The sequence below is a fragment of the Pseudomonas purpurea genome (assembly GCF_039908635.1).
GTDB lineage: Bacteria > Pseudomonadota > Gammaproteobacteria > Pseudomonadales > Pseudomonadaceae > Aquipseudomonas > Aquipseudomonas purpurea.
Genome location: NZ_CP150918.1, coordinates 5,319,562 through 5,344,323, shown reverse-complemented (window position 1 = coordinate 5,344,323; position 24,762 = coordinate 5,319,562). Strand labels below are relative to the sequence as shown.

Annotated in this window: 20 protein-coding genes and 1 pseudogene; 14 read left to right on the top strand and 7 right to left on the bottom strand. The window is 61.0% G+C overall.

All coding sequences use genetic code 11. The features are described 5' to 3' along the window. Positions 1–678 precede the first annotated feature (678 nt). On the bottom strand, positions 679–1,974 hold the full coding sequence (gene gbcA / locus AABM54_RS24070) for a glycine-betaine demethylase subunit GbcA (RefSeq protein WP_347902407.1): 1,296 nt from the start codon (positions 1,972–1,974) through the stop codon (positions 679–681). Between the two features lie 440 nt (positions 1,975–2,414). On the opposite strand from gbcA, the gene gbcB reads away from it, so the two are divergent. Then, complete coding sequence (gene gbcB / locus AABM54_RS24065) at positions 2,415–3,515, top strand: glycine-betaine demethylase subunit GbcB (protein WP_347902406.1); 1,101 nt, start codon at positions 2,415–2,417, stop codon at positions 3,513–3,515. Positions 3,516–3,722: 207 nt separating this feature from the next. Here gbcB and AABM54_RS24060 read toward each other — a convergent pair whose 3' ends face one another. Next, positions 3,723–4,547, bottom strand: a complete 825-nt coding sequence (locus AABM54_RS24060; protein ID WP_347902405.1) for an NAD(P)-dependent oxidoreductase — start codon at positions 4,545–4,547, stop codon at positions 3,723–3,725. 236 nt (positions 4,548–4,783) lie between these two features. Beyond that, positions 4,784–5,824 (bottom strand): low specificity L-threonine aldolase, encoded by a 1,041-nt coding sequence (locus tag AABM54_RS24055; RefSeq protein WP_347902404.1) that lies wholly within the window; start codon positions 5,822–5,824, stop codon positions 4,784–4,786. A gap of 101 nt (positions 5,825–5,925) precedes the next feature. Between AABM54_RS24055 and AABM54_RS24050 the strand changes: the two genes are divergently transcribed. The 8 genes from AABM54_RS24050 (at position 5,926) to fdhA (ending at position 16,282) form a co-directional block, all read left to right on the top strand. After that, a complete protein-coding gene (locus tag AABM54_RS24050; RefSeq protein WP_347902403.1) occupies positions 5,926–6,642 on the top strand; it encodes a TraX family protein in 717 nt (238 codons plus the stop codon). 306 nt (positions 6,643–6,948) lie between these two features. Continuing rightward, positions 6,949–8,202, top strand: coding sequence for a serine hydroxymethyltransferase (glyA, locus tag AABM54_RS24045; RefSeq protein ID WP_347902402.1), 1,254 nt, complete (start codon positions 6,949–6,951; stop codon positions 8,200–8,202). 23 nt (positions 8,203–8,225) lie between these two features. Beyond that, positions 8,226–9,476 carry a sarcosine oxidase subunit beta gene (locus AABM54_RS24040; protein ID WP_071553033.1) on the top strand — a complete coding sequence of 417 codons (1,251 nt, stop codon included), beginning with the start codon at positions 8,226–8,228 and terminating at the stop codon, positions 9,474–9,476. Between the two features lie 155 nt (positions 9,477–9,631). Beyond that, positions 9,632–9,961, top strand: coding sequence for a sarcosine oxidase subunit delta (locus AABM54_RS24035; protein WP_347902401.1), 330 nt, complete (start codon positions 9,632–9,634; stop codon positions 9,959–9,961). Next, complete coding sequence (locus AABM54_RS24030; RefSeq protein ID WP_347902400.1) at positions 9,958–12,975, top strand: sarcosine oxidase subunit alpha; 3,018 nt, start codon at positions 9,958–9,960, stop codon at positions 12,973–12,975. The genes AABM54_RS24035 and AABM54_RS24030 overlap by 4 nt, the downstream gene beginning before the upstream one ends. 192 nt (positions 12,976–13,167) lie before the next feature. Beyond that, positions 13,168–13,800 (top strand): sarcosine oxidase subunit gamma family protein, encoded by a 633-nt coding sequence (locus AABM54_RS24025; protein ID WP_347902399.1) that lies wholly within the window; start codon positions 13,168–13,170, stop codon positions 13,798–13,800. A gap of 202 nt (positions 13,801–14,002) precedes the next feature. Beyond that, entirely contained in the window at positions 14,003–14,860 is an 858-nt protein-coding gene (gene purU / locus AABM54_RS24020; RefSeq protein WP_347902398.1) for a formyltetrahydrofolate deformylase, read from the top strand. 222 nt (positions 14,861–15,082) lie between these two features. Then, positions 15,083–16,282 (top strand): formaldehyde dehydrogenase, glutathione-independent, encoded by a 1,200-nt coding sequence (gene fdhA, locus AABM54_RS24015; RefSeq protein WP_347902397.1) that lies wholly within the window; start codon positions 15,083–15,085, stop codon positions 16,280–16,282. 217 nt (positions 16,283–16,499) lie between these two features. Here the strand turns inward: fdhA and AABM54_RS24010 are convergent, their stop codons facing one another. Continuing rightward, positions 16,500–17,174, bottom strand: coding sequence for an anti-sigma factor (locus AABM54_RS24010; protein WP_347902396.1), 675 nt, complete (start codon positions 17,172–17,174; stop codon positions 16,500–16,502). Next, positions 17,171–17,806, bottom strand: a complete 636-nt coding sequence (locus tag AABM54_RS24005; protein WP_347902395.1) for a sigma-70 family RNA polymerase sigma factor — start codon at positions 17,804–17,806, stop codon at positions 17,171–17,173. Before AABM54_RS24005 ends, AABM54_RS24010 begins: the two co-directional genes overlap by 4 nt. A 148-nt stretch (positions 17,807–17,954) precedes the next feature. Here AABM54_RS24005 and AABM54_RS24000 point away from each other — a divergent pair, with 148 nt between their 5' ends. Continuing rightward, entirely contained in the window at positions 17,955–18,506 is a 552-nt protein-coding gene (locus AABM54_RS24000; protein WP_347902394.1) for a DUF2780 domain-containing protein, read from the top strand. 1 nt (position 18,507) lies between these two features. On the opposite strand, the gene AABM54_RS23995 is transcribed toward AABM54_RS24000, so the two are convergent. After that, positions 18,508–19,395 carry an acyltransferase gene (locus AABM54_RS23995; RefSeq protein ID WP_347902393.1) on the bottom strand — a complete coding sequence of 296 codons (888 nt, stop codon included), beginning with the start codon at positions 19,393–19,395 and terminating at the stop codon, positions 18,508–18,510. 325 nt (positions 19,396–19,720) lie between these two features. On the opposite strand from AABM54_RS23995, the gene AABM54_RS23990 reads away from it, so the two are divergent. The 4 genes and pseudogenes from AABM54_RS23990 to creD all read left to right on the top strand — a co-directional run bounded on the left by AABM54_RS23990 (position 19,721) and on the right by creD (position 23,850). Continuing rightward, positions 19,721–20,224: an ATP-dependent zinc protease gene (locus tag AABM54_RS23990; RefSeq protein ID WP_347902392.1), complete on the top strand. Its 504-nt coding sequence runs from the start codon at positions 19,721–19,723 to the stop codon at positions 20,222–20,224. 74 nt (positions 20,225–20,298) lie between these two features. Next, positions 20,299–20,979, top strand: coding sequence for a two-component system response regulator CreB (gene creB / locus AABM54_RS23985; protein WP_347902391.1), 681 nt, complete (start codon positions 20,299–20,301; stop codon positions 20,977–20,979). Continuing rightward, positions 20,979–22,398: pseudogene (creC, locus tag AABM54_RS23980) on the top strand (two-component system sensor histidine kinase CreC). Before creB ends, creC begins: the two are co-directional and overlap by 1 nt. Positions 22,399–22,488: 90 nt before the next feature. Beyond that, on the top strand, positions 22,489–23,850 hold the full coding sequence (gene creD, locus AABM54_RS23975; RefSeq protein WP_347902390.1) for a cell envelope integrity protein CreD: 1,362 nt from the start codon (positions 22,489–22,491) through the stop codon (positions 23,848–23,850). Between the two features lie 219 nt (positions 23,851–24,069). On the opposite strand, the gene AABM54_RS23970 is transcribed toward creD, so the two are convergent. Then, a complete protein-coding gene (locus AABM54_RS23970; protein WP_347902389.1) occupies positions 24,070–24,699 on the bottom strand; it encodes a glutathione S-transferase in 630 nt (209 codons plus the stop codon). Between the last annotated feature and the right edge of the window lie 63 nt (positions 24,700–24,762).

Here is a 24,762-nt window from a genome sequence, read left to right as displayed (position 1 = left end):
TGCTCTGTAGGTTTTCGATCAAAAAACAACCAATCGTTGTTCAAAACCCTGCTTCTGGATAAGTCACGGATTTTCTTCGGTTTCTGTGGAGAAAGTTTGCAGCCTTTCCACAGTTGTCCCCATTAGCTGTGGGTGGAGGTGTGGATAACTTGTTCGCTAAAGGCTGCGAGCCACGTGCAGCATAGGCCTGAACGCAATAGATCATATTTTGTACAGTTCTGATGTGACTGTTTGCCACGTAGGCGCTACTCCCATTAGCAACTGTCAACTGTCAGATATAACAGCTATCGGATCGTTCTTATTGTGTGTTGAATGTTTGTTCGGCTGCTTCAAGCAGAACAAGAACCAGCAGCGTCGACACCGTGAAGGAACCATTATGGCCAGAGAGTCCCAGCCACCCAGCCCATCTGATCCGTCCGAGAGCACACCAGGTCGGATTGATAAGCATGCAGAACACACCACGCCAACGCCAACTCGTACTGCCGAGATAAGCAAGGTGGTGAGAGAAGGGCATGTCTATGAGGTCGATGGGCATTATCGCTACACGCCTAAGGACCAGTGCGAGTAGTTCGGGTCTTGGCTTGGGAGCCATGACAGGGAAGGGATCAAGGCCAGGAGCAGTGCCTGCGGGCGAATTGAAAGGTGCAGGCGCTGCTCGGGTTCAGGTAATCGTTGAACTTAACTGTGCGCGGCTACACCCTTGAGGTAAGGCGCAGGCTCGGCCCCGAGGTTGTTCAGCAGGCGTTCGCTGTACCAATCCACGAAGTTCACCACGCCAAACTCGTAAGTCTTGGAGTACGGGCCCGGCTGGTACGCGGTGGAGTTGATCCCGCGCTGGTTCTCTTCGGCCAGGCGACGGTCCTCGTTGTTGGTGGCGTCCCAGACTTCACGCATGCGGTCGACGTCGTAATCCACGCCTTCGACTGCGTCCTTGTGCACCAGCCATTTGGTGGTGACCATGGTTTCCTGCGCGCTGATCGGCCACACGGTGAACACAATGATGTGATCGCCCATGCAGTGGTTCCACGAGTGTGGCAGGTGCAGGATGCGCATCGAGCCCAGGTCCGGGTTCTGAATGCGGCCCATGAGCTTTTTGCAGGCTTGCTTGCCGTCCAGGGTCATCGACACGGTGCCCTTGAGCAGCGGCATACGCACGATACGGTTGCGCAGGCCAAAGCTTGCGTGTGCGTAAGGAATCTTCTCGGCTTCCCAGGCAGCGGCAGACGCAGCGACGTGGTCCTTGAACGCCTGGTCGGCGCGCGGGTCGGTGACGTCGTCCCATTCCAGCAGGGTTTTGAGCAGGGCCGGGTGCGACGCGTTGCAGTGATAGCACTCGCGGTTGTTTTCCAGCACCAGTTTCCAGTTGGCCTGTTCTACCAGGGTGGTTTGCACCGCCACCTTGGTGTTCTCCATGTCGTACGGTTCCATGTAATGGTTCAGTGTCGCCAGGAAGTCATCGATGGCCGGCGGGTTTTGCGCCAGGCTGATGAAGATGTAGCCGCCGGCCGTCTTCACGTTCACCGGTTTGAGGCCGTACTGCTTCATGTCGAAGTCGTCGCCCATCTCGGTGCCGGCGAACAGCAGGCGACCGTCCAGCTCGTAAGTCCACTGGTGATAGTGGCAGACCAGTTTGGCGACTTTGCCTTTTTCGCTGGTGCACAGCCGTGAGCCCCGGTGGCGGCAGACGTTATGGAACGCATGCACCACGCCGTCGGCGCCGCGAATCACGATGATCGGGTTTTTGCCGATCTGCAGGGTCAGGTAGTTGCCCTTGGTCGGGATTTCGCAGGTCATGCCGGCGATCAACCACTCTTTCTGGAAGATCTCCTGCATGTCGATATCGAACAGGCGCTCATCGGAATAGAACGGCTGGGGCAGCGAGAAGGTGCGCTCGCGCTCTTGCAGCATCTGGGCGGTGGCCTTGCGTGCGGGTTCCAGTGGATCGCCCAGGCTCAGGGTAGTGGTGACGTCCATCGATTCAGTCCTCATGGCCATTCTGTGTGGCCGGCGAAAGTGGCTACTGATGGCCGGTATGGCTGGTTGTGATGATCAATTTCGGCGCTTGAAGTCCTGATCCTGTGTTGCCGCTCCTCGCCATAGCGGGCTATGACTCGTCGCGGCGCCTTGTCTCAGAACTCCATGCCTCCGAACTTGATTCATCACAACCAGCCACACCGGCCATGTTGCAACGCAAGGCATAAAAACAGCGTTTGTCTGTTGAGCCGAGTGTGGGGCCGCTGTCGGCCAGAACCTTATCCATGGGCGACATGGCCCAATCTGTTCCCGACGCCCAACCCCCGGTGGTTGGGGGCTGGTCGCGATAAGCATGTGAATGTCGCAGATAGGTAAACGGGTGTTCTGCGCTATACGCAGAATCGGCAACATGAGGCCGACAGTCGGCCGTGGAGATCAGCATGTCCAACAGCTTCCTGAATCCGGTTACCACCCAGACCTGGGCCAATGGCCGACACATCGTCCGTTGCGTCAAAGTCATCCAGGAAACCTGGGACGTGCGCACCTTCTGCTTCATGGCCGACCAGCCGATCATGTTCTTCTTTAAACCGGGGCAGTTCGTCACCCTGGAGCTGGAGATCGAAGGCCAGCCGATCATGCGCTCGTACACCATTTCCAGCTCGCCGTCGGTGCCTTACAGTTTTTCGGTGACCATCAAGCGTGTGCCGGGCGGCAAGGTCTCCAACTGGCTGCACGACACCCTGCACGAAGGCCAGGAGCTGGCGGTGCACGGGCCGGTCGGGCTGTTCAATGCGATGGATTTCACCGCGCCGAAAGTGCTCTACCTCAGCGGAGGCGTCGGGATCACCCCGGTCATGTCCATGGCGCGTTGGTTCTACGACACCAACGGCAACGTCGACATGGTGTTTATCCACAGCGCCCGTTCGCCCAAAGACATCATTTATCACCGCGAGCTGGAACACATGGCGTCGCGGATCGACAACTTCAGCCTGCACCTGATCTGCGAAAAACACGGCTTGGGTGAACCCTGGGCCGGGTATCGCGGTTACCTGAACCACAAAATGCTCGAACTGATGGCGCCGGACTTCCTGGAGCGGGAAGTCTTCTGCTGCGGCCCGACGCCATACATGCACGCGGTCAAGCGCCTGCTCGAAGCCGCCGGTTTCGACATGACGCGTTATCACGAGGAGTCCTTCGGTGCCACACCGCCCGAGGCCCGCGCCGATGCCGTCGAACAAGCCGAGCAAGCGGCTGATGCGCCGGAAATCGACGTGGCCGACCTGCATCAGGTTGAATTCACCGCGTCCGGCAAGAGCATCCGGGTGGCGCCGGGCGAAACCGTCCACGCCGCCGCGGCCAAGCTCGGGTTGCTGATTCCCAAGGCGTGCGGGATGGGCATCTGCGGCACCTGCAAGGTGATGAAACTGGGCGGGGAAGTCGAAATGGACCACAACGGCGGGATCACCGAGGAAGACGAAGCAGAAGGGTTTATTTTGTCGTGCTGCAGCGTGCCAAAGGGGGATGTGCGCATCGAATTCTGAGTGGGCGAATTTTTGCGTTCGGCTTGCCCCTCACCCCAGCGCTCTCCCTAAGGAGAGGGAACCGACCGAGGTGTCTTGGGCGATCCATCGACCTGAAAGACCGGGTCGATTATGGATTCGCTACTTCACATACAGGTCGGCATCATTCATGAGCATCCCCCAATCAGTCCCCTCTCCCTCTGGGAGAGGGCTAGGGTGAGGGGCTTTTCAGTCGATGAATAAATCCGGTATCAACGCCGCGTCGCTTTCTCGATCAAATCTGTAGTGATCAAACTCCGCCACGCCGCTCTCGCGCAAAATCTCCTCATCAATCAACAATCGCCCGGTGATTTTCCGTCCGCGGCTATCCAAAATCACATGCGCCGCATCCGCCATAATCGCTGGCGTGCGCGCATGCTTGAACGACTCCCGCGAGCCCAGCTGAAACTCGATGGCAGCGGTGGCGATCATGGTCTGCGGCCATAACGAATTGACGCTGATGCCGTAGGCCGCAAATTCCTCGCTCATGCCCAGGGTCAGCATGCTCATGCCGTACTTGGTCACGGTGTAGGGGCTGTATTGGGCGAACCATTTGCTTGCCAGGTTCAGCGGTGGGGAAAGGTTGAGGATGTGCCCGCCGCTCTTCTTCAGATAGGGCAGGGCAGCCTGACTGCACAGCAGCACGGCGCGGGTGTTGATCTGGTGCATCAGGTCGAAGCGCTTGAGTTCGATGTGCGCAACCCCGGTCAACTTGATCGCCCCGGCGTTGTTGACCAGTGCATCGATGCCGCCGAAATGCTCACTGGCCTTGACCATCGCCTGATGCACGGCGGCTTCATCGCGCACATCCACCTGCAAGGCCAGCGCTTTGCCTCCTGCGTCTTCGACTTCCTTCGCGACGCTGAAGATGGTGCCGGGCAGTTTGGGGTGCGGCTCCGCGCTTTTAGCTGCAATCACAATGTTGGCCCCGTCCCGCGCCGCCCGCAGCGCAATTTCACGACCGATCCCACGGCTGGCGCCGGTAATGAACAGGGTTTTGCCTTGTAAGGACATGCGTGCGCTCCTGATTATTATTGTCTGAGCGAATGGAACGGCTCGTCAGACAATGTAGACGAAGTCTTCAGGTGTACACGGTCACTGTGGCGAGGGAGCTTGCTCCCGCTGGGGCGCGAAGCGGCCCTGAAGTCTGAGAATGCGGTCTGTCAGGCAGACCGCATTGGCTGGCTTTACGGCGGCTGCGCCGCCGAGCGGGAGCAAGCGCCCTCGCCACAGGAGGATGCAGATAGATGTCAGTGAGACATCACTTCCCGAATATCCGCCGCCAATTCGCGCACGCGGTCTTCTTCGGTGTCCCACGAACACATGAAGCGTGCGCCGCCGTCGCCAATGAAGGTGTAGAAGCGCCAGTTGCGGGCGGTCAGTGCGGCGATGGCAGGTTCCGAGAGCTGCAGGAACACGCCGTTGGCCTGTACCGGGAACATCAGTTCCACGCCAGGGATGTCGCTCACCAGCTCAGCCAGCAGTTGCGCGCAGTGGTTGGCATGGCGGGCGTATTTGAGCCAGGCGTCGTTTTCCAGGATGCCGACCCACGGCGCCGACAGAAAGCGCATCTTTGACGCAAGCTGCCCGGCCTGTTTGCAGCGGTAGTCGAAGTCTTCGGCCAGTTTCTGGTTGAAGAACAGAATCGCTTCCCCCACCGCCATGCCGTTTTTCGTGCCGCCGAAGCACAGCACATCGACCCCGGCCTTCCAGGTCAGGTCGGCCGGCGAGCAGCCAAGGAATGCGCAGGCGTTGGAGAAGCGCGCGCCGTCCATGTGCAGGTTCAGGCCCAGCTCTTTACAGGTGGCGCTGATGGCGCGGATTTCTTCCGGGGTGTAGACGCTGCCGACTTCGGTAGCCTGGGTCAGGGTCACGACGCGTGGTTTCGGGTAGTGGATGTCCTGGCGCTTGAGGGCGACCTCGCGGATCGATTCCGGGGTCAGCTTGCCGTTTACGGTGCGGGCAGTGAGCAGTTTGGAGCCGTTGGAGAAGAATTCCGGCGCGCCGCATTCGTCGGTTTCGACGTGGGCGGTTTCCGAGCAGATCACGCTGTGGTAACTCTGGCACAGCGACGACAGGGCCAACGAGTTGGCGGCGGTGCCGTTGAAGGCGAAGAACACTTCGCAGTCGGTTTCAAACAGTTTGCGGAAATCATCCGAGGCGCGTGCGGTCCACTCATCGTCGCCATAGGCGCGTTGGTGGCCATGGTTGGCCTGTTCCATGGCAGCCCAGGCTTCAGGGCAGATACCGGAGTAGTTGTCGCTGGCGAATTGTTGGCTCTTGTCGGTCATGGCCTGCTTCCGTGGTCGATGATGGTGCGCACTGTACCCAAGATTGCCGGGAGAACACACGCGATGTGTCTGTCAGAAAAATACAAAGTCTGTGGGCAATTATGCACATGACGACACGCGACGGCGCGCTGGATCTGCTCAAGTGGCTGGCGCTGCTGTGCATGGTGCTCGATCACCTGCGTTATGTCGGTCATCCGGTGGATCTGCTCTATGTGCCGGGGCGATTGGCCTTTCCCTGGTTCTGCCTGGCCATGGCGGCCAATCTGGCGCGGGCACGCATGGCGACCGCCGGCAGTCAGTGGCGTTACCTGGGCTGGTTGTTGCTGTTTAGTGCGCTGAGCGAAATCCCCTACCGGCTGTACATTCCTGATCCCGACACCTTAAACGTGCTGCCCACCCTGACGCTGGGCTTGTTGGTGGCACGTGGCTGGCAGGATCGAACATCGGCATCGCGACTGTTGGCCGTGATTGCCCTGGTGATGGGCGGACTGTTCTCGCCGCGCCTGATGTTCGGTTTTTTCGGGGTGCTACTGCCGTTGGCCCTGCTGCTGGTGATCAGGCGTCCCTGGTATTTCGCGTTGCTGCCGGGGCTGGTGTGTCTGGCGGCCAATGAATGGCGGGTGCTGATTTATGCCGCGAAGCTGGGCAACAGTGCCGCCGTTCCCGGCATTGCCGCTTGTCTGATTGCGCCACTGTTGGGGGTGCTGCTTTTGCGACATGCCCAAGGCATCCATCCACCTCCGATGCGACGCTGGGCGTACGGGCTCTATCCCGCGCATTTCTTCGTACTTCTGGCCCTGCGCCAACTCATCGCCTGACATCGTCCCCTGTGGCGAGGGAGCTTGCTCCCGCTGGGTTGCGAAGCAGCCCCAATGCGATTCACCAGACACATTGCATAGGCCGGTTATGCGACTGCTTCGCAGTCGAGCGGGAGCAAGCTCCCTCGCCACAAAGGTCTGGCTGCGACCGACCTTTTTCAGTCATGTCGTAAACGCACCTTTGCGTGGCGTCCATAGGCATTTGACCACTCGAAGCCGGTCATACCATCGCATCCAAAGGGCACTGCCTTAGTGCAGAGGCCTCACCGAGACGAATGGCGCACCGCCGCCGCTGGGAGAGACGCGATGTTCAGCAAGCAAGACCAGATCCAGGGTTACGACGATGCACTGCTGGCGGCGATGAATGCCGAGGAGCAACGCCAGGAAGATCACATCGAGCTGATCGCGTCAGAGAACTACACCAGCAAACGCGTGATGGAAGCGCAAGGCAGCGGCCTGACCAACAAATACGCCGAAGGTTATCCGGGCAAGCGTTATTACGGTGGCTGCGAGCACGTCGACAAAGTCGAGGCGCTGGCCATTGAACGCGCCAAGCAACTGTTCGGCGCCGATTACGCCAACGTCCAGCCGCACTCCGGCAGCCAGGCCAACGCCGCGGTTTACCTCGCGCTGCTGAATGCGGGCGACACCGTGCTCGGCATGAGCCTGGCCCACGGCGGTCACCTGACCCACGGCGCCAAGGTGAGTTTCTCCGGCAAGCTCTACAACGCGGTGCAATACGGCATCGACACCAAAACCGGCCTGATCGACTACGACGAAGTCGAACGTCTGGCGGTCGAACACAAACCGAAAATGATCATCGCCGGGTTCTCGGCCTACTCCAAAACCCTGGACTTCCCGCGTTTCCGGCAGATCGCCGACAAAGTGGGCGCCTACTTCTTCGTCGACATGGCCCACGTGGCCGGTCTGGTTGCCGCTGGCCTGTACCCGAACCCGCTGCCGTATGCGGATGTGGTCACCACCACCACCCACAAGACTCTGCGCGGTCCACGGGGCGGCCTGATTCTGGCCCGTGCCAATGAAGAACTGGAAAAGAAATTCAACGCAGCCGTGTTCCCCGGTGGCCAGGGCGGCCCGCTGATGCACGTGATTGCTGCCAAAGCCGTGTGCTTCAAGGAAGCGCTGGAGCCAGGCTTCAAGGTTTATCAGCAACAAGTGATCGACAACGCCCAGGCGATGGCCGGCGTGTTTATCAAACGTGGCTACGATGTAGTGTCCGGCGGCACCGATAACCACCTGTTCCTGGTGAGCCTGATTCGTCAGGGCCTGACCGGCAAAGAGGCGGACGCAGCACTCGGTCGCGCCCACATCACCGTGAACAAGAACGCCGTACCGAACGATCCACAGTCGCCGTTCGTAACCTCGGGCCTGCGCATCGGCACCCCTGCGGTCACCTCGCGCGGCTTCAAGGTCACCCAGTGCATTGAGCTGGCCGGCTGGATTTGCGACATCCTCGACAACCTCGGCGACGCCGACGTCGAGGCCAACGTTGCCAAGCACGTAGCGGCCCTGTGCGCGGACTTTCCGGTTTATCGCTGAGCGCGGTTTTGGAGTAAATGACTATGCAACGCTACTCAGGCTTCGGCCTCTTCAAACACTCCCTCAGCCACCACGAAAACTGGCAGCGGATGTGGCGCACGCCGACTCCGAAGAAAGTCTACGACGTGGTCATCGTCGGCGGCGGCGGGCATGGTCTGGCGACCGCCTATTACCTGGCCAAGGAGCACGGCATCACCAACGTGGCCGTGGTCGAGAAAGGCTGGCTGGGCGGCGGTAACACCGCGCGCAACACCACCATCGTGCGTTCCAACTACCTCTGGGACGAGTCGGCGCACTTGTATGAACACGCGATGAAACTCTGGGAAGGCCTGTCCCAGGACCTGAACTACAACGTGATGTTCTCCCAGCGCGGCGTCTACAACCTGTGCCACACGCTGCAGGACATCCGTGATTCCGAACGTCGGGTCAGCGCCAACCGCCTCAACGGCGTCGACGGCGAACTGCTCACCGCCCAACAAGTGGCCGACGAGATTCCGTACCTCGACTGCTCGAAAAACACCCGCTACCCGGTGATGGGCGCAACCGTCCAGCGTCGCGGCGGCGTGGCCCGTCACGATGCCGTGGCGTGGGGCTTTGCCCGTGCGGCCGACGCCTTGGGCGTGGACCTGATCCAGCAGACCGAAGTGATCGGTTTTCGCAAGGAAAACGGCGTGTGCATCGGCGTGGAAACCAACAAGGGCTTCATCGGCGCCAAGCGCGTTGGCGTGGTGACTGCCGGTAACTCCGGGCACATGGCCAAACTCGCCGGTTTCCGCCTGCCGATCGAGTCCCACCCGCTGCAAGCGCTGGTGTCCGAGCCGATCAAACCGATTATCGACAGCGTGATCATGTCCAACGCCGTGCACGGTTACATCAGCCAGTCCGACAAGGGCGACCTGGTGATCGGTGCCGGTATCGACGGCTACAACGGCTACGGCCAGCGCGGTTCGTACCCGGTGATCGAGCACACCATCCAGGCCATCGTCGAGATGTTCCCGGTGCTGTCCCGCGTGCGCATGAACCGCCAGTGGGGCGGCATCGTCGACACCACGCCGGACGCGTGCCCGATCATCTCGAAAACCCCAGTGCCGAACATGTTCTTCAACTGCGGTTGGGGCACCGGTGGCTTCAAGGCAACACCTGGCTCGGGCAACGTGTTTGCCGCCAGCCTCGCCAAGGGTGAAATGCACCCGCTGGCGGCACCTTTCTCCATCGACCGTTTCCACAACGGTGCGTTGATCGATGAACATGGCGCAGCAGCAGTCGCCCACTAACAAAGCCTCATGAAAACTACTGCGCTCGGCAATACTGCGTTAAAAACAGGCTCGAAATGCTCACTTAGTAAACTAAGCTCCGCTTTCTCTCCTGTTTTTGCCTTGTCTTGCCTTCGCTCGCTACGTTCTCAAGAGGCTTGAGAGGAGAAATCCCTATGTTGCATATCTTCTGTCCTCATTGCGGTGAGCTGCGCTCCGAAGAGGAATTCCATGCTTCCGGCCAGGCGCATATCCCGCGCCCGCTGGACCCGAATACCTGCACCGACGAGGAGTGGGGCGACTACATGTTCTTCCGTGACAACCCGCGCGGGTTGCACCACGAACTGTGGATTCACGCCGCCGGTTGCCGTCAGTACTTCAACGCGACCCGCGACACCGTGACCTATGAAATTCTCGAAACCTACCTGATCGGCACCAAGCCACAGTTCACCGACAAGGCAGACAGTCCGAAAGTGGCCGCGCAGGCTCTGGGAGCGAAGGTATGAGCCAGATCAATCGCCTGTCCAACGGTGGACGGATCGACCGCAACAAAGTCCTCAGCTTCACCTTCAACGGTCAGAGCTACAAAGGCTTTGAAGGTGATTCCCTGGCCGCTGCACTGCTGGCCAACGGCGTCGACATCATCGGTCGCAGCTTCAAGTATTCCCGCCCACGCGGCATTTTTGCAGCGGGCGCCGAAGAGCCGAACGCGGTGTTGCAGATCGGCGCCACCGAAGCCACGCAGATTCCCAACGTACGCGCCACGCAACAAGCGCTGTATCAAGGTTTGGTCGCCACCAGCACCAACGGCTGGCCGAGCGTGAACAACGACATGATGGGGATTCTCGGCAAGGTCGGCGGCAAGCTGATGCCGCCGGGTTTCTACTACAAAACCTTCATGTACCCGCAATCGTTCTGGATGACCTACGAGAAGTACATTCGCAAGGCCGCAGGTCTTGGCCGTTCGCCGACCGAGAACGATCCGGACACCTACGACTACATGAACCACCACTGCGACGTGCTGATCGTCGGCGCTGGCCCGGCCGGTCTGGCGGCGGCACTGGCGGCTGCGCGCAGCGGCGCCCGGGTGATCCTGGCCGATGAGCAGGAAGAGTTCGGCGGCAGCCTGCTCGATTCCCGCGAAAGCCTCGACGGCAAGCCGGCCACCGAGTGGGTCGCCAGTGTCATCACCGAACTGAAAGACACCCCGGACGTGCTGCTGTTGCCGCGTGCGACCGTCAACGGTTACCACGACCATAACTTCCTGACCATTCACGAGCGCCTCACCGATCACCTCGGCGACCGCGCCCCGATTGGCCAGGTGCGTCAGCGTATCCACCGGGTTCGCGCCAAACGCGTGGTGCTGGCGACAGGCAGCTGCGAGCGTCCATTGGTTTACGGCAACAACGACGTACCGGGCAACATGCTGGCCGGTGCAGTTTCCACTTACGTACGTCGCTACGGCGTAGCGCCGGGCAAAAAACTGGTGCTGTCCACCAACAACGACCACGCTTACCGCGTGGCGCTGGACTGGCTCGATGCCAGTCAGCAAGTGGTGGCCATTGCCGATGCGCGGAGCAACCCGCGCGGCGCGCTGGTGGAAGAAGCACGGGCCAAAGGCATTCGCATCCTGACCGGCAGCGCGGTGATCGAAACCCGTGGCAGCAAACGCGTGACGGCGGCCCGCGTGGCGGCCATCGACGTCAAGGCACACACCGTCACCAGTCCAGGTGAATGGCTGGACTGCGACCTGGTGGCCAGTTCCGGCGGCTACAGCCCGGTGGTTCACCTGGCCTCGCACTTGGGCGGTAAACCGACCTGGCGCGAAGACATCCTCGGTTTCGTACCGGGCGAAGCACCGCAGAAACGCGTGTGCGTCGGCGGTATCAATGGCGTCTACGGCCTCGGCGATTCGCTGGCCGACGGTTTTGAAGGCGGCGTGCGCGCGGCGGCCGAAGCCGGGTTCCAAACGGTCGAAGGCGTGCTGCCCAAAGCCTTGAGCCGTCTTGAAGAACCGACCCTGGCGCTGTTCCAGGTGCCGCATGAAAAGAACACCGCACGGGCGCCGAAGCAATTCGTCGACCTGCAAAACGACGTCACCGCAGCCGCCATCGAACTGGCAACCCGCGAAGGCTTCGAGTCGGTTGAGCACGTCAAGCGCTACACCGCGCTGGGCTTCGGCACTGATCAGGGCAAACTCGGTAACGTCAACGGCCTGGCGATTGCCGCCCGTTCGCTGAACGTGACCATCCCGCAGATGGGCACCACCATGTTCCGCCCGAACTACACGCCGGTCACATTTGGCGCGGTAGCCGGCCGTCACTGTGGGCACATCTTCGAGCCGGTGCGTTACACCGCGCTGCAAGCCTGGCACGTGAAGAACGGCGCCGAGTTCGAAGACGTCGGCCAGTGGAAGCGCCCTTGGTACTTCCCGAAAAACGGCGAAGACCTGCATGCCGCCGTCAAACGCGAATGCCTGGCTGTGCGTGAAAGCGTCGGCCTGCTGGATGCTTCGACGCTCGGCAAGATCGACATTCAAGGGCCGGATGCCCGTGAGTTCCTCAACCGCATCTACTCCAACGCCTGGACCAAGCTCGACGTGGGCAAGGCCCGCTACGGCCTGATGTGCAAGGAAGACGGGATGGTCTTCGATGACGGCGTAACCGCCTGCATCGGCGACAACCACTTCCTGATGACCACCACCACGGGCGGCGCGGCACGCGTGCTGCAATGGCTGGAAATCTACCAACAGACCGAATGGCCAGACCTGAAGGTGTACTTCACCTCGGTCACCGACCACTGGGCAACCATGACCCTGTCGGGGCCGAACAGCCGCAAGCTGCTCAGCGAAGTCACCGATATCGACCTGGACAAGGACGGCTTCCCGTTCATGACCTGGAAAGAAGGCCTGGTGGGCGGTGTGCCGGCGCGGGTGTTCCGGATCTCGTTTACCGGTGAGCTGTCGTACGAAGTCAACGTGCAGGCCGACTATGCGATGGGCGTGCTGGAAAAAATCGCCGAGGCCGGCAAGAAGTACAACCTGACGCCGTACGGCACCGAAACCATGCACATCCTGCGGGCGGAGAAGGGTTTCATCATCGTCGGCCAGGACACCGACGGCTCGATGACCCCGGACGACCTGAATATGGGCTGGTGCGTCGGCCGCACCAAACCGTTCTCGTGGATCGGCTGGCGTGGGATGAACCGCGAAGACTGCGTGCGTGATCAGCGCAAACAGTTGGTGGGCCTGAAGCCAATCGACCCGACCAAATGGCTGCCGGAAGGTGCGCAACTGGTGTTCAACACCAAGCAGGCGATCCCGATGAGCATGGTTGGTCACGTGACCTCCAGCTACTTGCACAACTCCCTCGGCTATTCGTTTGCCATGGGCGTGGTCAAGGGCGGCTTGAAGCGCATCGGCGAGCGGGTGTTCGCACCGCTGGCCGACGGCAGCGTGATCGAGGCGGAAATCGTTTCTTCGGTGTTCTTCGATCCGAAAGGTGATCGCCAGAACATTTAATGGTCTTGAGTCCTGTGGGCGCGCTGTTAAACCGCGTCGTCTGCATCGCGAGCAAGCTCGCTCCCACAGGATTGAAGTAGCCAGAAAAGTTTGTGTCAGGCATCAGTTCACTGTGGGAGCGAGCTTGCTCGCGATGGCGGTAGACCCGCCACCACAAGAGCCGGAACCAACAGAATTCAGGAAAGGTGCTTTATGACCGCAGCCAATGTTTACCAACAACGCCCAACCACCGGGGCCAAGGCCGAGTCGTCGCTGCATCATGCCGACCTCGCCAGCCTGGTGGGTAAGGGCCGTAAAAACGCCGGTGTCACTGTGCGTGAAAAGAAACTCCTGGGCCACCTGACCCTCCGTGGCGACGGCCACGATGCCGCGTTCGCCGCTGGCGTGCACAAGGCTTTGGGCATTGAGTTGCCGGGGGCGCTGACGGTCGTGGTCAAAGGCGAAACCAGCCTGCAATGGCTGGGGCCGGACGAATGGCTGCTGATCGTGCCCACCGGTGAAGAGTTCGCCGCCGAGCAAAAACTGCGTGAAGCCCTGGGCGACCTGCACATCCAGATCGTCAACGTCAGCGGCGGCCAGCAGATTCTTGAACTGAGCGGCCCGAAAGTCCGCGAAGTGCTGATGAAGTCCACCAGCTACGACGTGCACCCCAACAACTTCCCGGTGGGCAAGGCCGTGGGCACGGTGTTCGCCAAGTCGCAACTGGTGATCCGCCATACCGCTGAAGACACCTGGGAATTGCTGATCCGTCGCAGCTTCTCGGATTACTGGTGGCTGTGGTTGCAGGATGCGGCGGCTGAGTATGGGTTGAATGTTCAGGCGTAATGATCGGCCCATCTGTGGCGAGGGAGCTTGCTCCCGCTCGGCTGCACAGCAGTCGTAAAACCTGAGTCTGCGTTCCTCCTGAAGGATCGCGGTTGCTGATTTTTGGGTCGCTTCGCAACCCAGCGGGAGCAAGCTCCCTCGCCACAAGGTTGCGTCAGTTTTCGCAGTCGCGAAGGTATTTTCGAACAGGAGTCACCAAACGATGAGCCGCGCCCCAGACACATGGATCCTGACCGCCGATTGCCCGAGCGTCCTGGGCACGGTCGATGCGGTGACCCGCTTTCTGTTCGAGCAGGGCTGCTACGTCACCGAGCACCACTCCTTCGATGACCGACTCTCGGGTCGCTTCTTCATTCGGGTGGAATTCCGTCAACCCGAGGACTTCAACGAGCAGGCGTTCCGCGCAGGGCTGGCCGAACGGACCGACGCGTTCGGCATGATCTTCGAGCTGACACCGCCGCACCACCGGCCAAAAGTGGTGATCATGGTGTCCAAGGCCGATCACTGCCTCAACGATTTGCTCTATCGCCAGCGCATCGGCCAGTTGTCGATGGACGTGGTCGCAGTGGTGTCCAACCACCCGGACCTCAAGCCGTTGGCCGACTGGCATGAGATTCCCTATTACCACTTCCCGCTCGACCCGAACGACAAGCCCTCGCAAGAGCGGCAGGTCTGGCAGGTGATTGAAGACTCCGGCGCCGAACTGGTGATCCTCGCCCGTTACATGCAGGTGCTGTCGCCAGAGCTGTGCCGCAAGCTCGACGGCAAGGCGATCAATATCCACCACTCGTTGCTGCCCGGTTTCAAAGGCGCCAAGCCGTATCACCAGGCCTACAACAAGGGCGTGAAACTGGTCGGCGCCACGGCGCACTACATCAACAACGACCTGGACGAAGGCCCGATCATCGCCCAGGGCGTGGAAGCGGTGGATCACAGCCATTACCCCGAAGATTTGATCGCCAAAGGTCGGGATATCGAAGGGCTGACGTTGGCGCGTGCCGTTGGTTATCACATTGAGCGACGGGTGTTCCTGAACGCCAATCGCACGGTCGTTCTTTAGATTTCTGGGGCCGCTGCGCAGCCCATTCGCGAGCAAGCTCGCTCCCACAGGGGGCTGTGTCAGTACACAGATCTCAGACACACCCTAGATCCAATGTGGGAGCGAGCTTGCTCGCGATGAGGCCCTTACAAGCAACACAAGAAGCAGCATCTGTACCCGAGCACTTAACGCGCTGCCTGCCTGGGCAACGCGGTTTCATAAAAACAACAGCGAGGTGAAAGCATGTCTGGCAATCGTGGTGTGGTGTATCTCGGCAACGGTAAGGTCGAGGTGCAGAAAATCGACTATCCGAAAATGCAGGACCCGCGCGGCAGGAAGATCGAGCACGGCGTCATCCTGCGTGTGGTTTCCACCAATATCTGTGGTTCGGACCAGCACATGGTGCGCGGTCGCACCACGGCCCAGACCGGTCTGGTGCTGGGCCACGAGATCACCGGTGAAGTGATCGAGAAGGGCAGCGATGTCGAGAACCTGAAGATCGGCGACCTGGTGTCCGTGCCGTTCAACGTCGCATGCGGCCGTTGCCGCTCCTGCAAGGAAATGCACACTGGCGTGTGCCTGAGCGTCAACCCGGCCCGTCCGGGCGGTGCCTACGGTTACGTCGACATGGGCGACTGGACCGGTGGCCAGGCCGAGTACGCGATGGTGCCGTACGCCGACTTCAACCTGCTGAAACTGCCGGACCGCGACCGGGCCATGGAGAAAATCCGCGACCTGACCTGCCTCTCCGACATCCTGCCGACCGGTTACCACGGCGCAGTCACTGCGGGCGTTGGGCCGGGCAGCACGGTGTACATCGCGGGCGCTGGCCCGGTGGGTCTGGCGGCTGCCGCTTCCGCTCGCCTGCTGGGTGCGGCGGTGGTGATCATCGGTGACGTCAACCCGATCCGCTTGGCTCACGCCAAGGCCCAGGGGTTTGAAATCGCCGACCTGTCCCAGGACACGCCGCTGCACGAACAGATCGCTGCACTGCTGGGCGAACCGGAAGTCGATTGCGCCGTCGATGCAGTCGGCTTCGAAGCCCGTGGTCACGGCCATGACGGCGTGAAACACGAAGCGCCGGCCACCGTACTCAACTCGCTGATGGGCGTGGTTCGGGTGGCGGGCAAAATCGGTATTCCGGGCCTGTACGTCACTGAAGATCCGGGTGCTGTGGACGCCGCCGCGAAAATGGGCAGCCTGAGCATTCGTTTCGGTCTGGGCTGGGCCAAATCCCACAGCTTCCACACCGGCCAGACCCCGGTCATGAAGTACAACCGCCAGCTGATGCAGGCGATCATGTGGGACCGGATCAAGATTGCCGACATCGTGGGTGTCGAAGTCATCAGCCTCGACGATGCCCCACGTGGTTACGGCGAATTCGATGCCGGTGTGCCGAAGAAGTTCGTGATTGACCCGCACAAGCTGTTCAGCGCGGCGTAAGGCTTCACGCAATGCAGAACGGCGACCTCAGGGTCGCCGTTTTTTTATCCTCAGAACACCAATCCTGCGGTCCAACCTTGTGGCGAGGGAGCTTGCTCCCGCTGAGCTGCGAAGCAGCTCCAAACCATTCACCTTGGTGTGTCAGTCGAAACCAGTCAGCCGGTTTACGACTGCTGCGCAGTCGAGCGGGAGCAAGCTCCCTCGCCACAGTGCATGGCTACAACCCCGCCAGCGCCCCTTGATACAACACCGGCCCGGTCGGTTGTCCGGTCGGCGAACCGCCTTCAGGTTCAAGGCTGACCGCCAGTGCGATGGGTTTGCCCAGCAGCGCCTGTTGTTCAGTGCTCAACGCAACCCGGCCCTTGCCTCCGGCCGGGATCACACCCAGCGAGACCGGTTTGCCATCGGCCGGAATCGCCCACAGTTCAAGGCTGCGCCCGGGGGCGACGGCGGCCAGGGTCAGCGGATCGACTTGCAGGTAGTCGTCGTGGGCCTTGATCCTCAAGGCCGGTTGCGCGCTGGCGCTGAGCAAGGTCGCGCTGTAATGGGCGCTGTCACGGTTGTAGAGCATGCCCAGCGTCACCGCCAGCAGCAGCGAGCAAATCGCCACCGTCATGCGCAACCAATTCCAGAACGGCCGTTTGGCCGGTACATGCAAGTGTTGTGGCTCGATCCGCGCGTTGATGGCGGTCCACACTCGGTCGGGCACGGGGACTTCCACCAGCGGTTCATTGAGGCTGGCCAGGCTTTCCTGCCACTTGGCCAGCTCCATGCGCAGTTCGGCATCGTCCAGCAACAGCTGTTCGAAACGGCGGCGGGCGGCGGCGGGCATCAGGTCAATGGCGTAGTCGGCGGCGAGGGCGCGGCGCAGGCGTCGGGTTTGATAGTTCATGATTCAAGGCACCTGCGCAGACGCTCCATGCCACGGCGAATCCAGGATTTGACCGAGCCCAGGGGCGCGGCCAGGTACTCGGCCAGTTCAGAGCAGGTCAACCCCTGGAAGTAGGCCACGGTAATCGATTGGCGCTGCATGCCTTCAAGGGTGTTCAGGCAGCGGTTCAACGCGCTGGTTTCACGGTCGTTGCTGAGCAGTTCGTGGGCCGAAGGGGCCTCGTCCACCAGGGCTTGTTCTTCCATATCCGTGAGGGGGCGGTCGCGGTGTTTGCGTAACTGGTCGATGGCCTGGTTGCGGGTGATGTTGATCATCCAGGTCATGGGGGCCGACAAATGGGCCTGATAACGCGAGGCGTTGTTCCAGATGCGCACGAAGCTTTCCTGCAGGACTTCTTCGGCCAGGTCGTTGCGCCCCATGAAACGCAGGGCCACCCCGTGCAGGCGCGGTGCCGCGCTGCGGTAGAGCGTCTCGAACGCATGGCGATCGCCCAGTGAACATTGGGCCAGGAGTTGTCTGAGTGGGTCGGCGTCGGCGATGGAAATGGTCATTCTCCAAGCGAAAGCAGCGCGGTGGCCTGTCAGGGCGCAATGTTCGTAGGCTAGTTCAGCTTGCAGATGCATGCCATTCATCGGGCTCTGCTCCGGGTATCTCGTCTGATATACGTGGCGGCGCTGAAAATGGATGCGTGACCATGGAACAATGCCCCGACAGTTCCGGTCAAAAGGCCAGTTTTCCACCCGCATCAGGGTGGCTTTCAGGGTTCAGGAGTTAGTCTCGATGAAGATTTCCCGTGGTTTTGCTTTGGCTTCACTCATGACCCTGGCGACTGGCCCGGTCTTCGCTGGCGGTTTCAGCCTCAACGACGTGGCCGGTGCCGTGGCCGGCATGCAGGGCGGTGATAAGGCGGCGGCCGCAGCGCCGACCTCGCAAACCGCCGGTTTGTTGAGCGCGCTGGGTGCGTTGAACGTGACCCCGCAACAAGCGGTGGGCGGCACCGGGGCGATGCTGGGGCTGGCGAAAAACCAGCTGAGCTCGACCGATTATTCCCAGTTGGCCAAAAGCGTACCGGGAATCGACAAGCTCTCCGGTGGCGGTGAGTTGGGTGCCCTGAGCGGGTTGCTCGGTTCGTCCGGCAAAGCGGCCGGCCTGGACAACGCACTGGGCAATGTCAAAGACGCCAATGACCTGAACAATGCGTTCGGTGCGCTGGGCATGGACAGCGGCATGATCGGCCAGTTTGCCCCGATCCTTCTGCAATACCTCGGTCAGCAGGGTGTGGGCGGTCCGCTGTTGCAAAGCCTGGGCAGCATCTGGGGCGCCGGTAGCTGATTCAACGACGCTCGGCGCGCAAGGCGTCGATGCGTGAGTCCTTCTCGGTCCAGAGCTGGTTGACCCAGTTCTGGACGTCTTCCCGAAACGCCGGATCGTTTTCGTAATCGCCCTGCCACAACGCCGGATCAAGTTCACGGGTCTTGATGTCGATGATCACGCGCGGCACAGCGCCGCTGATCAAGTCCCAGAAACCCGGAATCCGCGCCTGTGGATAAACCACCGTCACATCCAGCACGCCGTCCAGTTGTTCACCCAACGCTGCCAGGACAAACGCCACGCCGCCGGCCTTGGGCTTGAGCAGGTGCTTGAAGGACGATTGCTGGTCGATGCGTTTGGCCTGGGTGAAACGGGTGCCTTCCAGATAATTGACCACCGTCACCGGTTGGCGCTTGAACAGTTCGCACGCGGCTTTGGTGATGTCCAGGTCCTTGCCTTGCAGCTCCGGGTGCCGGGCCAGAAACGTTTTGCTGTAGCGCTTCATGAACGGGTAATCCAGCGCCCACCAGGCCAGGCCCAGGAACGGCACCCAGATCAATTCCTTCTTCAGGAAAAACTTGAAGAACGGCGTACGGCGGTTGAGGGTCTGGATCAGGGCGGGAATGTCGACCCAGGACTGGTGATTGCTGATGACCAGGTACGAGGTGTCGGGCCGCAGGCCTTCGCCGCCGCGAATGTCCCATTGGGTCGGGATGCACAGGGCAAAGATCAGCTTGTTGATCTCGGCCCAGGTCTCGGCGATCCACATCACCGCCGCGCTGGCGTGATCACGCACGCGTGCGGGCAGGAGCAGTTTGAGCAGGGCAAACACCATCAGCGGGCCAAACAGCACCAGGGTGTTGAGTAACAGCAGCAGGATGACGAAACAGCCGGTGAGCAGGCGGCGCATAAATGACTCTTGGAAACCTTTGGGCGCGCCATGATAAGCAGCTTCGGCCAGCAGGCCAAATCCGGGTGCCGACGAATGTTTCACCTTTGCAGCGATATTCTTTCGGCGCAATGAGGCCACTGGTGGCGAGGGAGCTTGCTCCCGCTGGGCTGCGAAGCGGCCCCAAAACCATGCACCGAGATTTCTCAGGCGTCGGTATTACGACTGCTGCGCAGCCGAGCGGGAGCAAGCTCCCTCGCCACAGAGGCGGTGCTCTAACTTACGATGTTTTTCGCGGTCTAGACTTCAGCGTCAACGCCCATTATTTCTCAAGGGAATCCATTACGTGAAATCCGTCCTCGCATTGTTATCCCTTCTGGCCCTGCCGGTGATGGCTGCCGAGCCGACCCTGTATGGTCGTTACGAATACATCAAATTGCCGGAAATCGGCGGCGAAGTGCTCAAGGCCAAGATGGACACGGGCGCCCTGACGGCGTCGCTGTCGGCCAAGGACATCGAAACCTTCACCCGCGATGGCGAAGAATGGGTGCGCTTTCGCCTCGGCACCAAAGAGGCCAGCAACAAGGTCTACGAGCACAAAGTCTCGCGCATCAGCAAAATCAAAAGCCGCGCCGATGAAGATGACGAGAAGGACGTGGCCGACGTCGCCAAGCGCCCGGTGGTCGACCTGGAACTGTGCCTGGGCAGCATCAAGCGCACGGTCGAGGTCAACCTGACCGACCGCAGCACCTTCAACTACCCCTTGCTGATCGGCGCCAAGGCGTTGCGCGAGTTTGGCGCGGCGGTGAACCCGGCCCGGCGCTTTACCGCTGACAAACCGGACTGCTGAATTGAAGTGGTCTCATTGACGTGGGGTATGGCTTGGGGCACCGTTCGCGCACCTAACTGTCGGGCTCGGACGCCATGCCTCATATCCTGATTGTCGAAGACGAAGCGGCCATTGCCGATACGCTGATTTTTGCCTTGCAGGGCGAGGGTTTCACCACCACCTGGTTGAGCCTGGGCGCTGCGGCGCTTGAGCACCAGCGCGCCACTCCGGCGGATCTGATCATCCTGGACATCGGCCTGCCGGACATCAGTGGTTTTGAAACCTGCAAGCAACTGCGCCGTTTCAGCGACGTGCCGGTGATGTTCCTCAGCGCCCGCGACGGTGAAATCGACCGGGTGGTGGGGCTGGAGATCGGTGCCGACGATTATGTGGTCAAGCCGTTCAGCCCACGAGAAGTGGCCGCGCGGGTCCGGGCGATTCTCAAGCGCATGGCGCCGCGCGCGGTGGTGGAGATCAGCAGCACACTGTTTCAGGTCGACAGCGAGCGGGTGCAGATCAGCTATCGCGGCCAACTCCTGAGCCTGACCCGTCACGAATTTCGCCTGCTGAACTGTTTGCTTGAGCAACCCGAACGGGTCTTCAGCCGCGAGCAATTGCTCGATGCGCTGGGCGTCGCCGCTGACGCCGGTTACGAGCGCAGCATCGACAGCCACATCAAAAGCGTGCGGGCCAAGTTGCGCCTGGTTGCGGCCGATGCCGAACCGATCCAGACCCATCGCGGCCTTGGCTACAGCTACAGCCCGGGGCGCAGCTGATGCCGCTGGGGATCCGGATTTTCCTGGTCTACGTGTTCTTCATCGCCTTGACCGGGTATTTCGTGCTCAACACGGTCATGGAAGAAATCCGCCCCGGCATGCGTCAATCCACCGAAGAAACCCTGGTGGACACCGCGAACCTGATGGCCGAAATCCTGCGCGATGATTTCAAGGCCGGCACCCTGAACCAGAATCGCTGGCCCGAGTTGCTCAAGGGCCTACGGCGAGCGGCAACCGGCGGCGACCATCTGGGGCCTGCCGAAGAACCAGGTCAATCACCGCATCTACGTCACCGACGCCAAAGGCATCGTCCTCCTGGATTCCAACGGCACGGCGGTCGGCCAGGATTATTCGCGCTGGAACGACGTGTACCTGACCCTGCGCGGCGAGTACGGCGCACGCTCGACCCGCAGCCAGCCTGACGATCCCAACTCCTCGGTGATGCACGTCGGCGCACCGATTCGCGACAATGGGCAGATCATCGGCGTGGTCACCGTGGCCAAGCCCAACAGCTCATTGCAACCTTATGTCGACCGCACTGAGCATCGGTTGCTCTGGTACGGCGCGGGCCTGATCGGCCTCGGTTTGCTGTTGGGCGCGTTGCTGTCCTGGTGGCTCAGCGCGGCGCTGCGGCGTTTGACTGCGTACGCCCAGGCGGTCAGCGAAGGTCGGCGGGCCGAGCTGCCGCACTATCGAGGTGGCGAACTGGAGCAACTGGCCACGGCCGTGGAGCACATGCGCACGCAGTTGGAGGGCAAGGCTTACGTCGAGCGTTACGTGCACACCCTGACCCACGAATTGAAGAGCCCGTTGGCAGCGATTCGCGGCGCGGCGGAGTTGCTGCAAGGCGAGATGCCGGTGGTGCAGCAACAGCGTTTCGTCAGCAATATCGACAGCGAAAGTGCGCGCATGCAACTGTTGATCGAGCGTTTGCTGGACCTGGCACAGGTGGAGCAGCGCCAGGGCCTGGAAGAACGTGTGCCGGTGCCGCTGGCGGCATTGGTCGAGGCGTTGCTTGATGCTCAGCACGCCCGGATCGAGCGTAAGCAGTTGCAGGTCGAGCAACGAATTCCTGCGCAACTGCACCTGACGGGCGAGCCGTTTCTGTTGCGCCAGGCCTTGGGCAATCTGCTGGAAAATGCCCTGGACTTCACCCCGGCCCACGGTGTCTTGCGGTTCAGCGCGCAACGGCATGGCGCGTTCATCGACGTGACGCTGTTCAATCAGGCCGAGCCGATTCCCGACTACGCCCTGCCACGTTTGAGCGAGCGCTTCTATTCACTGCCACGGCCCGACAGTGGGCGCAAAAGTACTGGCCTGGGGCTGAACTTCGTGGAAGAAGTGGTGCAGTTGCATGGCGGAACGCTGACCATCGGCAATGTCGAGGGCGGCGTCGCCGTGACGCTGCGTTTGCCTTAGACCACTCTCCACACACTCTCCACATTTCCCCCATAAATCCCCCACACCCGCGCGCCAGACTCTCCCCCATTGAAAAAAGGGAGAGAACCCATGAACCGCAGCTTGACCATGAAACTGGGGGCGATTGCCCTGTTGATCCTGTTGTTGCTGATCCCACTGATGATGATCAGCGGCGTGATCCAGGACCGTCAGCAGTTGCGCGACGGGGTGCTGGAAGATATCGCCCGCAGTGCCAGTTTCAGTCAGCAGATCAGCGGGCCGGTCATGGTGGTGCCGTACCGCAAGGTGGTGCGCACCTGGGTCAGCAACGCCCAGACTCACGAACGTCAGCAGGAGTTGAGTGAAGAACGCGGGCGGTTGTATTTCCTGCCGGAGCGTTTCGAACTCGATGGCAAGGTGCAGACCGAAGTGCGTGCGCGAGGTATCTATGAGGCGCGGCTGTTCCATGCCGACAACCGCATCAGCGGTCAATTCGCGATTCCCGAGCGCTTGGGCATCACCGAGAACTTCGCCGATTACCAGTTCGACGCGCCATTTCTGGCGGTTGGTATCAGCGACATACGGGGCATTGAAAACGCGCTGACGCTGGAACTTGACAGCCAGCGACTGGACTTTGTGCCCGGTACGCAGGTCGGCTGGCTGGGCGAGGGTGTACGGGTGACGTTACCGGCGCTGGATGCGCAAAAAGCCACGCAACTGACGTTCGGTTTTGACCTGCGCCTGCAAGGCACCGGGCATTTGCAGATCACCCCGGTGGGCAAGACCAGCAAAGTGCATCTGGCGGCCAACTGGCCTCATCCGAGTTTCGTCGGCAATTACCTGCCGGCCCAGCGTGAAGTCAACAGCGAGGGGTTCAGCGCCCATTGGCAGACGTCGTTCTTTTCCACCAACTTGCAGGACGTCATGTCCAGTTGTGTCTACGACACGCTGTGCGAAGCGTTCACGAGCCGCAGCTTCGGGGTGAGTTTCATTGATCCGGTGGATCAGTACCTCAAGAGTGATCGGGCGATCAAATACGCACTGTTGTTCATCGTGCTGACATTCGCCGGGTTCTTCCTGTTCGAAGTGCTCAAGAGCATGGCGGTTCACCCGGTGCAATATGCACTGGTGGGTGTGGCACTGGCGTTCTTCTACCTGCTGTTGCTGTCGCTGTCCGAACACATCGGTTTCTCACTGGCTTACCTGCTGTCGGCCAGCGGCTGTGTGCTGTTGATTGGTTTTTATGTCTGCCACGTGCTGCACAGCGTGAGCCACGGGCTGTTCTTTTCGGCGGGGTTGGCGGCGTTGTACGGCTTGCTCTATGGCTTGCTGAGTGCCGAGGATTACGCACTGTTGATGGGCTCGTTGCTGCTGTTCGGCCTGCTCGGCGTGTTCATGGTGCTGACGCGGAAGCTGGATTGGTATGGCGTGGGGTTGAACCGTACCGCCAAGCCCGAGGTGGCTCATGAGTAGGTCGTTGGGGTTGCGCGAAGATCAGCGGGTGGGGGAGGTGTTGGCGGCGCGGATTGTCGGGTTGTTTCCGTTAGATCCATTGTGGTGTCATCGTCGGATCGCCGCCCGGAGCAGGCTCGCTCCACAAGGGATCTCCAGTGAACACAAGGTTTGTGCGCACCACCGATCAACTGTGTGAGCGAGCTTGCTCGCGATGAGCTCGGTGCCGTCAGCGAAGATTTACACCTTCGGTATCGTCGCCAACATCGAAGGCCGTTGACTCACCTCGAAGTACCACCCTGCCAGCTGCGGATTAGCGTCGCGCCATTCCAGGTCCGGATGGCGCAAATCCAGATAGCCCAAGGCGCAGGCAACGCTGATCGCCGCGATATCAAAATGGCTGGTCAGCTCGGCAATCGCATCCTTTTCCAACAAGGTTAACGCGCGGCGGATCTTGTCGCGCTGGGCGTCGAGCCATTCGTTCCAGTGTTTTTCCGGAGGGCGCAGGGCCAGTTCGTAACGGATCATCACCGAGGCGTCCATGATCCCGTCGGCCATCGAGGCCAGGGTCAGGCGCCGCCAGCGGGCGTGGCCTTCGCGAGGGATCAGCGGGTTGCCGACGTGTTGCTGGTCAAGGTAATCGAGGATCACCCGGCTATCGTGCAGCACCGTGCCGTCGGCCAGGCGCAGCGCGGGGATCTTGCCCAGCGGGTTGTCCCGGTTCAGCGCGGCGTCCGGGCTGACCGGGCTGAGCTGACTGTGTTGCAGGGCCACGCGGTTCAGTTGGCCGGTCTCGTGCAGCAGCACCATGACTTTACGGACGAAGGGCGACGCCGGGTTGTGGAACAGGGTCATGCTGGGGGCGGACATGGACATTCCTCTCGATAAGGGACCGGGCCAGTGTAGCCGTTATGACGGCTTCTGATACCCTGC